Here is a 14,700-nt window from a genome sequence, read left to right as displayed (position 1 = left end):
ATACTTTTCGTACAAAACCTAATGTGCGCACCGAGCTGAAACGGTACTCACGTGATGCCGCGAAAGAAGTGCTCGACTATATTCATCCAAAAGCGAAAGTCAGGGTGAAACGTCGTGTCGGGTGGGTTGAGATACAGCCCGATCACATCCCATAACTTCTCTTCGAATTGCAGAACAGTGGACAGTTTTAAAGTGCAGGTCGGTGCGGTTTCAACTGGGCTGAAGGCGATTTAGAGGGTGTTCACAACCGCTTCGCCGGATGCTGGATGACGTTGGAGTATAGCCAGGATCGCGGAAATGATGTTTTGAGAGCAGCACACCAGGGCGCCAGTTTTCGGCCGGTATTGACTTTGATGTGTCAGGGGTAGACTCTTGGAATCGATGGGGTTCAGAGCTGTAATCGGTTCAGAAATTGTTTTTCTAAAGATGCTCAAAGCGTATTTTTATATCTGTCGCAAAAAAAACATTGGTTTGTCTTGCAGTGCGTATTGCTTTTCATAACCGGAAAATAACAAGATTTTTAACTGCAATCTGTCTGCAGTGATCAGCAGACGTGAATATTGGTGAGGTGTAATGGCCGTGGCAGGATGATTTCGGCATCATATGCCTGACCTTTATAATTGATAGTGATTATTCTGGTGATCGATAACTTGTCGCTGGTATGGTTCGAGACAAATAGCAGAAGGGGTCAATAGAGAGTGTTTCATGAACATGCACTTACCTGATGTAGGTGCAATCAATTTATAGAAGTGACCATGTTCACTTCTGGAGGCAAGGATGCACGACCAAGTTATTTCTGAATACGCTGTTCATCTGTGTATTCATCAACTATTTGAAGCGCAGGTTGCGCGCAATTCTGAGGCAACAGCGCTAGTCTTCGAAGGCCAGGTGCTCAGCTATGGCGAACTCAACGCTAGGGCGAATCGGTTGGCGCATCGGCTGATTGCCTTGGGTGTCAGGCCTGACCAGCGAGTAGCGATTTGTGTCGAACGCTCCCCGGCGATGGTTATTGGCTTGATGGCGATCCTGAAGGCGGGTGGTGCCTATGTACCGCTCGACCCTGAGTACTCCGGTGAGCGACTGACCTTCATTCTGGGCGACACAGCGCCGGCTCTGGTGCTGGCTGATGCGGCCGGGCGTCACGCGCTTGGGGACGCATTGCAGGCTCGTACCGTCCTCGATCCCAATGAGGCCCCCGCTGAAGCATTGATCGGGGCGGACGCTAACCCTGAAGTTTCAGGCCTTACTCCTGAAAATCTCGCTTATGTCATTTACACCTCCGGTTCAACCGGACAGCCTAAAGGGGTGATGATCGAACATGCTCAAGTGGTGCGCCTGTTCGACACCACACACCCATCCTTCGGTTTTGAGGCCAGTGATGTTTGGTGCCTGTTCCATTCTTTTGCCTTCGACTTCTCGGTCTGGGAACTGTGGGGGGCCCTTCGTTATGGCGGCACGCTGGTGTTGGTTCCGCATGCCATTACCCGTTCACCGAAAGCGTTCTACCAGCTGATTTGTGAGCGAGGCGTCACTGTCCTGAACCAGACTCCTAGCGCCTTTACCGCCTTGATGGAGTATGTACAACCATCATCGGACCGGCTGCGCTATGTCATATTTGGCGGCGAAGCGCTGCAGCCGTCGACCCTGCGCGACTGGTATGGCGTGCGTGGCGAATCTGCTCCGCAACTGGTGAATATGTACGGGATTACCGAAACCACGGTTCACGTTACCTATTACCCCCTGAGCTCATCGGATGCGCTACAAGACGCGAGCGTGATCGGTCAGCGTCTGCCGGATTTGAATCTCTATCTTCTCGATGCGTTTGGCCAGCCTGTTCCGACGGGGGCCACAGGCGAAATGTACGTCGGAGGCGCCGGTGTGGCGCGTGGCTATCTGAACCGGCCCGAGCTGACGGCAGAGCGTTTCCTGCACGACCCCTTTGCCGGCAAACCTGAAGCGCGGATGTATAAGACGGGGGACTTGGCGCGTTATCTTCCGAACGGCAATCTAGCGTTTCTGGGCCGCAATGACGACCAGGTCAAGATCCGTGGTTTCCGGATTGAGCTGGGTGAAATTGCAGCCCGATTGGCCGAGCATCCTTCCATCCGCGAGGCGGTGGTGATAGCGCAAGGCGAGAATGCCAATAAGCGTCTGGTAGCTTACGTGGTGGCGGAGTCCGAAGTTCAGGATACGCCGATAGACTCCGAGTCTGGCGTTGCGCTAGCGGGCGCGCTGCGTGATTACCTGAGTAGCCGTTTACCTGACTACATGGTGCCTTCTGCTTTTGTGCGGATGGAAAGTTTACCGCTGACAGGCAATGGCAAGCTTGATCGGCGGGCGTTGCCGGTTCCGGAGGGCAATGATTTTGCGCATGCGGTCTACGAGTCGCCGTTGGGCGAGATCGAGGTCACCCTTGCCTTGATATGGTCAGAATTGCTTGGCGTCGAACAAGTTGGTCGCCATGACAACTTCTTTGCCCTTGGCGGCCATTCACTTTTGGCGGTGCGGTTAATCGAGCGGTTGCGCCGGCAGGGCTTGAGCCTTGCTGTGCGTGATCTATTTCAGACGCCGGTGTTATCGGTGCTGGCTAGCACGCTTGGCCAACACCGCGAGGTGGTAGTGCCGCCCAATTTGATCAAGCCCGAGACATGTAGAATCACGCCCGACCTGCTGCCATTAATCGATCTCGACCAATCGGATATCGACGTTATCGTTTCACAGGTACCTGGAGGGGCAGCCAACATCCAGGATATCTACGCGCTCTCACCCATGCAGGACGGCATTCTGTTCCACCACATGTTGGCAAAAGAGGGTGACCCCTATTTGCTGGTTGCCCAGATGGCCTTTTCTGATCGTGAAACTCTGGAACGCTATCTCTGCGCGGTTCAGCAGGTGGTAGACCGTCACGACATTTTGCGTACCTCCTTTGTGTGGGATGGGTTGTCTGGAGCCGCGCAAGTTGTCTGGCGACAGGCTCCAATCTCTATCACTGATATTGTTCTTGATCCGGCGGACGGCCCCGTTACCGAGCAACTTTCCCGGCGCTTTGATTCTTGTCGGCACCGGATTGACCTGACCCAGGCGCCGGTGCTGCGCTTTATCGTCACCCATGACCCTGCTACAGACCGCTTCATTCTGATGCAGCTGCAGCATCACTTGATTGACGATGCTTCTTCATTGCAATTTTTTTATAACGAAGTGCAGGCTTTCCTCGCCGATCGCGGTGAGAAACTGCCGTCGCCTCAACCGTTCCGCAACCTGATCGGTCAGGTGCGGTCGGGTAAAAGCGTGGCCGAACATGAATGTTTCTTCAGGTCTATGCTGGCTGACTTAGAAGAGCCGACGTTGCCCTTTGGATTGGCAGAAGTGCATTTGGACGGCGCGCAGGTGGGGCAGACCCACCGCATGATTTCGGCTGAGCTCAATGACCGGTTGCGGGCGCAGGCCAGGCGATTGAATGTGAGTCTCGCCAGTCTGTGTCACGTTGCTTTTGCCCAGGTACTGGTGCGCACCAGCGGCCAGGAAAAGGTCGTGTTTGGTACTGTACTGTTTGGACGCATGCAAGCGGGCCACGGGTCAGATCGAGCCATGGGCATGTTCATCAACACGCTGCCGATCCGATTTGACTCAAGCGGCATTGATACCGCTGGGAGTGTCCAGCAGGCTCATGCCTGTCTGGCTGAGTTGCTCGCTCACGAGCATGCTTCGCTGGCGCTGGCACAAAGGTGCAGTGGGGTCGCTACAGGCACGCCGCTGTTCAGCGCGTTGCTCAACTATCGGCACAATGACCTGGCGGGTGCAGACAACATTGTCCAGACCATGGAGCAAATGCCAGGTGTTGAGTTCCTGAGTGAACAAGAGCGGACCAATTATCCGTTCACATTGTCAGTTGAAGATTTCGGTCACTCCTTAGGGTTGACCGCTCAAGTAGTCACACCGTTCGATTCTGATCGTGTGTGTGGCTACATGGAGCAGGCGTTGCACAGCCTGGCGCAGACTCTGGAGCGCTCGCCGCACCGCCCGGTTCGACAGCTGAATATTTTGCCTGCGTCCGAACGTACGGTGTTGCTCAATACGTGGAACGCGACGGATGCATCCAGCCCGGATCATCTGTGCATTCATCATTTGTTTGAGGCGCAGGTGGCGCGCACTCCAAGGGCAACGGCGCTGATCTTTGAGGGCGAGGCGCTCAGTTATGCTGAGCTTAATGCCAGGGCCAATCGACTGGCACATCAACTGGTTGAGCGGGGCGTCGGGCCAGACCAACGGGTGGCGATCTGTGTCGAGCGCTCGACAGCGATGGTTGTTGGGCTTATGGCGATCCTTAAGTCAGGCGGCGCCTATGTACCGCTTGATCCGGCTTATCCGGGAGATCGACTGGCTTACATTCTTACCGATACGGTGCCGGTTCTGGTACTGGCCGATGCGGCCGGGCGGCAGGTGCTAGGTGAGGCATTGCAGCCCTATACCGTGCTTGATCCCAATGAGATCTCGACGAAGGCTGATGCTAATTTCCAGGTGACCGGCTTGACACCCCGCAACCTCGCTTATCTGATCTATACCTCGGGTTCAACCGGACAACCCAAAGGCGTGATGATTGAACATCGTGGATTAGTCGCATCGACATTGGCAAGAACCACGGTATACAAGCCAAGTTTCGGCACTGTATTTTTACTGCTGTCATCCATGGCGTTTGACAGTTCAGCGGCAGGCATTTTCGGAACGTTAACAACCGGGGGGGCCTTGTGTTTACCAGGCAGTAAAGCTGTCGTAGACCCACACATCATCAGCCGCCTTTTGATTGAAAACAAAGTCACCTCAGTGCTACTGGTGCCGTCTCTCGCAAGATTGGTTTTGCCGCAAGTCGCCATACTTGGATATGGACAACTGCGTCAGGTAATCGTGGCAGGTGAAGTGTGTCCTGCGAAGTTGGTCCAGGAAGTGACCTCAGCATTCACTGCGGTTGAATTATTCAATGAGTACGGCCCTACGGAGGCGACAATCTGGGCGGCGGTCCATCGCTGTTCCTCTGATGACGTTGATCCGGTTCCGATAGGTCGTCCGATTTCAAACACACGAATTTACCTTCTGGACGCGTATGGCGAGCCTGTTCCGCTGGGTGCGGTGGGTGAGATGTACATCGGGGGCATGGGCGTTGCGCGTGGATATCTGAACTTGGCCGAACTGACGGATGAGCGCTTCTCGCTCGATCCATTTGCCGGCAAGCCCGACGCGCGAATGTATAAGACGGGGGACTTGGCTCGTTACCTGCCGAACGGGAACCTGGTGTTCCTGGGCCGCAATGACGACCAGATCAAGATCCGCGGTTTGCGGATCGAGCCGGGTGAAATTGCGGCCAGACTGACCGAGCATCCTTTCATCCGCGAGGCGGTTGTAGAGGTACAAGGGGTGGACTTGGACAAGCGACTGGTTGCTTACGTGGTGGCTCGGCCAGAGGCCTGGGTAAATGATGCCTTTATACTCAGCGCCGACTCGGGGGTGGGTCTATCGCTAGCTGGACGACTGCGTGATTACTTGAGTGAACGTCTACCCGACTACATGGTGCCGTCTGCTTTTGTACTGATTGAACGCTTGCCGCTAACCCCGAATGGCAAGCTTGATAGGCGAGCATTGCCTGTTCCCGAGGACGAGGCCTTTGCCCATGAGGCGTATGAGGCACCGCAAGGTGAGATCGAGACGATCCTGGCTGCGATTTGGTCAGGATTGCTTCGGCTTGAGCAGGTCGGTCGCCATGACAACTTCTTCGTCCTCGGCGGCCATTCGCTCATGGCCGTCCAACTGATGCAGAAAGCCAGGAGTTATGGTTTGGAGTGTTCGTTGAGCGACATTTTTGAACACCCTCGATTGGCTAACCTTGCCACTCAGATTGCGCAGTCTCCTGTGCTCAACCTGCAGAACGGAGCGATCACGGTGCGCGCTGGCGGGACTGAGCCCCCGGTCTTTTTCGTGCCCTCGGGATTAGCCGATTATTCGTATGCTATATCGCTGGCCCAAAATATCCGCGCCAGCTGCCCGGTCCATGTACTGCCGTGGTCGGCCATTGGCGATTCCCTGCCTCATTCAATGGAGGACATGGCCGAAAGAATGATACCGCTCATCCGGGCGATCCAGCCTGAAGGGCCCTATCGCATCGCGGGATATTCCTCTGGAGGGATTCTTGCTTATGCCATCGTCCATGCGCTTATGTGCAAAGGGGCCAGCGTTGAATTTTTAGGCTTTATTGATGTTCCTGCGCCGCATAAGTTGCTTTATAAGAATCAGGATATTAAGCACTACTTTATCGAGCATGTTAAGGCTGTGGCGCCTGAGGCGGAGCGTCCTAAATTCGATATTTTAAATCCCGGGGATGATTTTGCTGAGTTGCTTAAGAAAGCACAGGGTTTGGGAGGCTATGATTTAAATGCCGACATCTCGGTGGAAACAGTCAAATGGCAAGCCATTTATCATTTTTCGCAGATCGCTGGCGCCTATACACCCTCTCCATTGCAGATCAATATCCATCATTTCTACGCGGCTGACCGTGAGCGCACCTCTCTGCCGCAGGTTGATATGGCAGGTGGGTGGAGAGAGCGTTTACCTGACTTGGCGATTAATCATGTTTCTATTCCTGGAGGGCATGTCTCCATGATGGAGGACGTCGGTAATCGCAAGTACTTGGCTGAAGCATTGAATCGAGCACTGTGTAAGCGGTAATGATTGAGCGTTTCGCTCATTTACGTGCAGGTGGGCTTGTCACTGCCCACTTGTGTATTTGCTCAAGTGACCACTCAGGCGCCTGTCTACTGCTCCATTAGTGCGTCGCCTGCAGCGGGCTATTCATCAGCGTTAAATTATAAAAAGGAGCAATTATGGCGAATCCCTACCGCGAACTTATCAACACTCCGGGTGTGATGGGGTTAGTGATCGCAAGTTCCATTGCCCGTCTGCCACAGGCAATGATCGGCATCGGCATCATTACCATGTTGGTGCAACAGACGGGTCTTTATTGGCTGGCGGGCTCGGTCGCCGGTACTTTTACCTTGGCGAACGCGCTTATCGGTCCACAGGTGTCGAAACTTGTTGATATGCGGGGGCAACGCCGGGTTCTGCCCTTTGTGACGGCCTTCAGCATTGGTATGTTGCTTGCGCTGATCATTGCCGTCTACATGAGGGCTCCCGCCACACTGCTGTTTATACTTGCGGTATTGGCGGGCACGATGCCAAGCATGCCCGCCATGATAAGAGCACGCTGGACGCAGCTTTTTCGTGGCAAGCCACAGTTACACACGGCCTTTTCTTTGGACACGGTTCTAACTGAACTCGCCTTTATCATTGGCCCACCGCTTGCCATTGGTTTAAGCGTCAACGTTTTCGCCGAAGCCGGGCCTCTTGTAGCCGTCTTGTTGCTGGTTGTCGGCATGACTGCTTTTCTTATGCAGCGGCAGACAGAGCCAAAGGTGGTCTTGGGCATTAAGCGGAGCGCAAATTCAACGCTGCTTATTCCCGGCGTCCCCACTATCGTGCTGGCGCTGTTGGCCATGGGTGTGATTGGTGGATCCGTCGACGTGGCGGTTGTTGCCTTCGCCAACGCACAAGGCTGGCCGGCGTCAGCCAGTTTCATCCTGGCAGCCTATGCGCTCGGCTCAATGATCGCGGGTCTGACGTTCGGCGCTTTAAGAATTTCTTTGCCGATTGAAAAGCAGTTCTTTATCGGGGTGCTGATAACGGCAGCCACTGCCGTGCTGCCCATTCTTTCACCGGACGTCTACATCCTTTCCGGGATGCTGTTTGTGGCAGGTATGTCATTTGCGCCAACGATGGTCGTCGTCATGAATCTCGGTACGATCATTGTTCCACCTTCCAGGATCACCGAAGGACTTACGTGGATGACGACAGGCATCAGTATCGGCGTAGCGCTCGGTGGCGTATTGGCGGGGCTGGTCATCGACGCCTATGGCGCGCAGGCAGGGTTCGGTGTTGCGATTGTGGCGGGCCTGTTTATGGTGGTGATCGTGCTTTTGGGCCTGCGTACACTTCGTGCCACGTCTGCGGTTTGTGCTGAGCCGAACTTCTGATGATCAGCACTCTGGACTTCGTCGGGGCATCGGTCTGTCGGTCATGGACAATGCCCCTTCACGAAAAAACACCCCGTCGAGAGAGGTGTTAGTGAGATTCGCAATTTTTTGCTTGAGCTATTTATTCGGCTATGGGAATAAGCCTCGCGCAAGCTTGTCAGGTAGCCAGAGAACTAAACCGTAGAGTTCCTCGACGGCTGATCGGCGGTAGGGGTCTGCGCCAGGACGCTGTGAGCGGCATCGGCTTCGCACTCGGGGAATGGCTTGGTGTGATCTATTTCCTCCTTTTCACCCATCGCCCTGTATTTCTTGCGCAGCTCGTGCAGTTCTTTCTGATCCAGGTTATCCAGGCTCAACACGGCGTTTTGCGCGTCCTTGGTCACACGCAACAGCTCATCGATCTTGATGTGCATCTGGTCGGTGTCGCGGTTTTGAGTGTTTTGAATCAGGAACACCATGAGGAAGGTGATGATGGTGGTCGACGTATTGATGATCAACTGCCAGGTGTCGTTGTAATGGAACAGCGGACCCGTTGCAGCCCACACGCAAATCAACAGAATCGCGACGAGAAAGGTACGGGGGCTCCCGGTCCATTTCGACAACGCTTGCGCGAATTTGGAGAATTTCATTGCCAGTGTCCTTAGCTATCGGGGTTGATAAGCAAGGGACCGCTGAGCGTGCGTGAAATTTCTTTTTACAACATGAAATCTGCGGATGACTTCACAACCAGCCGAAAATTGCGCAGGCATTTTCGCTGCTGGCCTGGGCCAATCGCCCGGCCGAAACGTTCATGATGCCGGCCAGTGCCGCGCAGATGTTCGGCAGATGTTCGGGGCTGTTGCGCAGGCCGGGAAACATCGCCGGCGCCATGTCCGGGGAATCGGTTTCCAGCACAACGCTGTCCAGCGGCAGCTCGGCGAGAACCCTGTGCATGCGTAACGCCTGAGGCCAGGTTGCGGCTCCGCCTAATCCCAGTTTGAACCCCAGTTTGATGTACTCCCTGGCTTCTTCACGACTGCCGGAAAAAGCGTGCACGATCCCGCTGCGCTTGAGTTTGAAGCGCTTTAGCGTGGCGATGGCATCGGCGTGGCTGCGACGCACGTGAAGCAGGGCTGGAAGGTTGAAATCAGCAGCCATCTCGAGCTGGCTATAGAACAGCGCTTGTTGCTGCGCTCTGTCCAGTGACTCGACGAAGTAGTCGAGGCCGATTTCGCCCACCGCACAGAGCTTGGGGTGCCCCGCGTACCTGGCGAGTCGGTCACGCAAATCCTCCACGTGCTCGGGTCGATGATCATCCAGATAGATCGGGTGCAGGCCCAGCGCTGCGTAAATGGAAGGTTCGCTGATTGCCAGATCCCACACCCGTTGCAGATTGCGCTGATGAACCCCCAGCACCACGATGCGATCTACTTGCAGCGCTCGGCAATGAATGAGCACGGCCTGGCGATCGGCGTCGAAGTCCTCGAAATCCAGGTGCGTGTGGGTGTCGATCAACGCCACGCTCAGGCCTCGTGGATGCGCTTTTTAAAGGTGCGCACGATGGCGTGTACGCCCGGTTGGTATTGATCCTGCTCGATGGCGGATAGCGCCAGTGTCAGTGCTTTCTCGGCAATCAACGGGTGTTGCTGCGCCATGGCATTGACGGGCAGCGGCAAGAAGTCCAGCAACTGCGTGTCGCCGAACGTGCCCAGGTGAAGCTGGTCGGGGTTCAGGCTGCGGGCGTGCAGCAGGTCGAAGACCCCCTGTAATAGAACATAGGAGGTGGTGATCAGAGCGTCGGGAAAGTAGCCCAGTCGGTCCAGCATTTCACCAGCAATGCGCAACCCGCATTCGCGGCTAAAGGCTTCACCGTGCTCGACGAGCGCCGAGCCTGTGAAGCTGTCCAGCGCGTCTTCGAAACCGCTCGCGCGGGCCTTGCTCACGCTCAGCTCCGGACGGGCACCGATCAGCGCGATATGCCGCGGATGGGTTTCGAGCAAGCTGCGAGTCAGTTGCTGGCTGGCGTCGTGGTCATCGCTGACCACCGAGCAGAAGTGCTCGGGGTCCATTTCGCGGTCAATGGCGATGACCGGAATGCCGTGCTTTTGCAGTTCGCGGTAGCTGTCATCACTGGCGGGCAGGCAACTGGCGACAAACAGCGCGTCGCAGCGACGGGCGCGAAATAGCTGTAACAACTGCAATTCACTGATGGGGTCGTCATCGGAACTGGCGATAAGCAACTGATAGCCACGAGCGCGGGCGCCTTGTTCGAGCTGCTTGGCAATGCGCGCGTAACTGGGGTTTTCCAAATCCGGAAGGATGAAGCCCAATGTGCGGGTGTGGCGGCTACGCAGGCCGGCAGCTTGCGGATTTGGCCGAAAGCCATGGGCCTCGACCACCGCGCGCACGCGCTCGACGGTGGCATTACTGATGCGCTGCTGTTCAGCCTTGCCGTTGATCACATAACTGGCCGTAGTGACCGAGACACCGGCCAGGCGCGCAATATCACTGAGTTTCAAGCGAACGTTCCTTTTATTCTTGGGCTCGGACGACTGCGGAGTGATTTTCACCAATTCAGGGCCATCATTACAGCAGACTCTTGTCACTTTTGGCTTTTTCCCTCAACTGCTGGAGCGATCTACCTTCAGTCATCAATCGACCGGCAGTGCTTCATTCGGCGAACAATATCGAGTAACGTGCCCGCCGAGTTAGATTAAACGATTCAGCAAGTCATTTTATGCTGCACCGAGGCCAAATTGCTGGTCTTACACCCAGTGCCGGCAATGCAGCCGATGGCCGCTGCGGCCTTAAAACAAGAATCAGGAGAACGCGATGCTCGAGTTGACCACTGAGCAAATTTCCATGAACCAAACGGCCGTGGATAAATCCGCCGCACTGCAGTCGCTTGCCGATCTACTGGTGGCCGACGGGCTGGTGGCGGCCGGTTATCTTCAGGGGCTGCAAGCGCGTGAGCAGCAGGGCTCGACCTTTCTGGGGCAGGGTATCGCGATTCCTCACGGCACTGCGCAGACCCGCGATCAGGTGTATGCCACCGGCGTGCGCCTGATGCAGTTTCCACAGGGTGTGGATTGGGGCGACGGGCAGATGGTTTATCTGGCCATCGGCATCGCTGCCAAATCCGATGAACACCTGCGCTTGCTGCAACTGCTGACGCGCGCCCTCGGCGAGACCGATCTGGGCGAGGCATTGCGTCAGGCCAAGACCCCCGAGGCACTGCTCAAGTTACTGCAAGGCGCGCCGCAGGAGTTGGCCCTGGATGCGCAAATGATCAGCCTCGGTGCATCGGTCGATGATTTCGAAGAGCTGGTGTGGCGCGGCGCGCGGCTGTTGCGTCGGGCTGAATGCGTGAATAACGGTTTTGCCGCGGTGCTGCAACAGGTCGAGCCGCTGCCGTTGGGCGATGGTCTGTGGTGGCTGCACAGCGAACAGATGGTCAACAAGCCGGGCCTGGCGTTCGTCACGCCGGATAAAACGATGCGGCATCTGGGGCAGCCGCTCAACGGCCTGTTCTGCCTGGCCAGTTTGGGCGAATCCCATCAGGCGCTGCTGGAGCGCCTCTGCGCACTGCTGATCGAGGGCCGGGGTCAGGAACTCGGGCAGGCTACCAGCAGCCGCGCGGTGTTGCAGGCACTGGGAGGTGACGTGCCGCCGGACTGGCCGAGCGAACGTGTTGCCCTGGCCAATGCCCACGGGCTGCATGCTCGTCCTGCAAAAATCCTTGCGCAGTTGGCAAAAAATTTCGAAGGCGAAGTGCGCGTGCGCATCGTCGACAGTGACGAGAACCCTGTGTCGGTCAAAAGCCTGAGCAAGCTGCTGAGCCTGGGCGTTCGACGGGGTCAGGTGCTGGAGTTCATCGTTGATCCGGCTGTCGCCGATGATGCCTTGCCCGCGCTGGTCGCCGCTGTGCGTGACGGCCTGGGCGAGGACATCGAACCGCTGCCGACGCAAGCTGCGCCCACACCCATTGCCGCGGCGGTGGAAAAACACCTGATCGCTCCCGCCGCCGGATCGCAGATCCACGCCGTGCCTGCTGCCCCCGGCATCGCTACGGGACCTGCTCATGTGCATGTACTCCCGGTGTTCGACTACCCGTTGATGGGCGAGTCCCACCACGCCGAGCGCGAGCGTTTGCATGGGGCGCTGGCGCAGGTGCGTGATGACATTGAGGGGCTGATCCAGCGCAGTACCGCCAAGGCAATTCGCGAGATATTCATCACTCATCAGGAGATGCTCGACGACCCCGAGTTGGTGGACGAGGTGGTGCTGCGCCTCAAGCAAGGCGAAAGCGCTGCTGCCGCCTGGGCGCATGTGATCGACGCTGCCGCCCGGCAACAGGAACAACTCAAGGACGCACTGCTGGCTGAACGTGCTGCCGATTTGCGTGACATTGGTCGCCGCGTATTGGCGCAAATCTGCGGCGTCGACGATCTGGTCGAGCCGCAGCAACCCTACATTCTGGTCATGGATGAAGTCGGCCCCTCGGACGTTGCGCGGCTTGATCCGCTGCGCGTCGCCGGGATTCTAACTGCGCGCGGCGGCGCCACGGCGCACAGTGCGATCGTGGCGCGGGCCTTGGGTATTCCGGCGCTGGTGGGGGCCGGTGATGCGGTGCTGCTGATCAAGTCCGGCACCGTACTGTTGATCGATGGCCAGCGCGGTCGTCTCGACGTGGCGCCGGACGAACCGACCCTGCAGCGCGCGTTGCTCGACCGCGACATCCGCGAGCAACGCCTCAAAGCTGCCGCTGCCTTGCGCATGGAACCGGCGATCACCCGGGATGGCCACGCGGTTGAAGTGTTCGCCAACATCGGCGACAGCGCCGGCACACCGGCTGCGGTCGAGCACGGTGCAGAAGGCATCGGCCTGCTGCGCACCGAATTGTTGTTCATGGCTCACAGCTCGGCGCCTGACGAAGCCACGCAAGAAGCCGAATACCGCCGCGTGCTGGACGACCTTCAAGGACGTCCGCTGGTAGTGCGCACCCTTGATGTCGGGGGCGACAAACCGTTGCCGTACTGGCCGATCGACAAGGAGGAAAATCCTTTCCTGGGCGTGCGCGGCATTCGTCTGACCCTGCAACGTCCCGAGGTGATGGAGAGCCAGTTGCGTGCACTGCTGCGTGCGGCTGATAACCGTGCGCTGCGAATCATGTTCCCCATGGTTGGCACCGTCGAGGAATGGCGTCTGGCGCGGGACATGACCGAACGCCTGCGTGCGGAAATTCCGGTGGCCGACCTGCAACTGGGCATCATGATCGAAGTGCCCTCGGCCGCGCTGCTGGCGCCGGTGCTGGCCAGAGAGGTGGACTTCTTCAGCGTCGGCACCAACGACCTGACGCAATACACTCTGGCCATCGACCGTGGGCACCCCACCCTGTCGGCCCAGGCCGATGGTCTGCATCCAGCGGTGCTGCAACTGATCGACATCACCGTGCGCGCGGCCCATGCCCACGGCAAATGGGTGGGGGTCTGCGGCGAGCTGGCGGCCGATCCGCTGGCGGTGCCGGTGCTGGTAGGGCTGGGTGTGGACGAGTTGAGCGTAGCGGCGCGCAGTGTTGGCGAAGTCAAAGCCTGCGTCCGCGAATTGAATATGGTCGGTGCCCGGCAGCTTGCGCAAGCCGCGTTGGCTGTGGGAAGCGCCGCGCAGGTGCGCGCCCTTGTGGAGGGGCTGTAATGGCAAAGATTCTGACATTGACCACCAACCCGGCGCTGGACCTGACCGTGCAGTTGGGCCCGTTGCGAGTGGGGCAGGTCAACCGCAGCGAAGCGTTGCTCTGCCATGCGGCGGGCAAGGGCATCAACGTCGCCCAGGTGCTCGCCGACCTTGGACACACCCTGACCGTGGCGGGCTTTCTCGGTGTCGACAATCAACAACCGTTCGAGTCGCTGTTCGCCAAGCGTGGCTTTATCGATGAGTTCGTCCGCGTGCCGGGAGAAACCCGCAGCAATATCAAGTTGGCGGAAAGCACGGGACGCATCACCGATCTGAACGGCCCTGGCCCGCAGGTCGGCTCTCAGGCGCAACAGGCGCTGGCGGCCCGCATTGAGCAAATCGCTGGCGACTTCGACGCCGTGGTGGTGGCAGGCAGTCTGCCTCGCGGGGTCGATGCGCAATGGCTCAAGACGCTGCTGCTGCGCCTGAACGCCATGGGCCTGAAAGTTGCGCTGGACACCAGTGGCGAAGCGCTGCGCGCAGGCCTGGAAGCCTCGCCCTGGTTGATCAAACCCAACACCGAAGAGCTGGCCGATGCGCTGGATGCGCCGATCATTTCCATCGCGGCCCAGGCGCAAGCCGCCGCTAACCTGCGTCAGCGCGGCATCGAGCATGTGGTGATCTCCCAGGGTTCGGAAGGCGTGCATTGGTTCAGCGCTGACGTGGCGCTGCAGGCCCTGCCGCCCAAGGTCAGCGTGGCGAGCACTGTGGGCGCGGGAGATTCGTTACTGGCGGGGATGGTTCACGGTTTGCTCAGCGGCCATGCACCCGAGCAGACCCTGCGTACAGCCACCGCGATTGCCGCCATGGCCGTGACCCAGATCGGTTTTGGCATCAACGACTCTGTGCAACTCAAACGGCTGGAAGGCGGCGTCAACCTTCGCCCCATGACCCAATAGCGTCGCGATCGAAC

The 14,700-nt window shown here is 57.7% G+C and carries 6 protein-coding genes and 1 pseudogene; 4 read left to right on the top strand and 3 right to left on the bottom strand.

Annotated elements, in window-relative coordinates; translation table 11 throughout:
- Positions 1 to 801 precede the first annotated feature (801 nt).
- Together B3I26_RS26525 and B3I26_RS26520 are read left to right on the top strand one after the other, a co-directional pair.
- A pseudogene (locus B3I26_RS26525) lies at positions 802 to 6,714 on the top strand (amino acid adenylation domain-containing protein); the annotation flags it as partial.
- A 155-nt stretch (positions 6,715 to 6,869) separates the two neighbouring features.
- A complete protein-coding gene (locus B3I26_RS26520) occupies positions 6,870 to 8,075 on the top strand; it encodes an MFS transporter (RefSeq protein ID WP_296262282.1) in 1,206 nt (401 codons plus the stop codon).
- Between the two features lie 173 nt (positions 8,076 to 8,248).
- Here B3I26_RS26520 and B3I26_RS26515 read toward each other — a convergent pair whose 3' ends face one another.
- From B3I26_RS26515 to cra, 3 genes are all read right to left on the bottom strand, one after another.
- Positions 8,249 to 8,704 carry a low affinity iron permease family protein gene (locus B3I26_RS26515; protein ID WP_296262280.1) on the bottom strand — a complete coding sequence of 152 codons (456 nt, stop codon included), beginning with the start codon at positions 8,702 to 8,704 and terminating at the stop codon, positions 8,249 to 8,251.
- Positions 8,705 to 8,795: 91 nt separating this feature from the next.
- Entirely contained in the window at positions 8,796 to 9,581 is a 786-nt protein-coding gene (locus B3I26_RS26510) for a TatD family hydrolase (protein ID WP_296262296.1), read from the bottom strand.
- On the bottom strand, positions 9,578 to 10,573 hold the full coding sequence (gene cra, locus B3I26_RS26505) for a catabolite repressor/activator (RefSeq protein ID WP_296262278.1): 996 nt from the start codon (positions 10,571 to 10,573) through the stop codon (positions 9,578 to 9,580). The genes B3I26_RS26510 and cra overlap by 4 nt, the downstream gene beginning before the upstream one ends.
- A 313-nt stretch (positions 10,574 to 10,886) precedes the next feature.
- Between cra and ptsP the strand changes: the two genes are divergently transcribed.
- Positions 10,887 to 13,748, top strand: a complete 2,862-nt coding sequence (gene ptsP / locus B3I26_RS26500; protein ID WP_296262276.1) for a phosphoenolpyruvate--protein phosphotransferase — start codon at positions 10,887 to 10,889, stop codon at positions 13,746 to 13,748.
- Positions 13,748 to 14,686 carry a 1-phosphofructokinase gene (pfkB, locus tag B3I26_RS26495; protein ID WP_296262274.1) on the top strand — a complete coding sequence of 313 codons (939 nt, stop codon included), beginning with the start codon at positions 13,748 to 13,750 and terminating at the stop codon, positions 14,684 to 14,686. The genes ptsP and pfkB overlap by 1 nt, the downstream gene beginning before the upstream one ends.
- The last annotated feature ends 14 nt before the right edge of the window (positions 14,687 to 14,700 follow it).

The organism is Pseudomonas sp. UBA5706, from assembly GCF_002419965.1.
GTDB lineage: Bacteria > Pseudomonadota > Gammaproteobacteria > Pseudomonadales > Pseudomonadaceae > Aquipseudomonas.
Note: the sequence above shows the minus strand (reverse complement) of the source record. Positions and strands in the feature narration are given on the sequence as shown.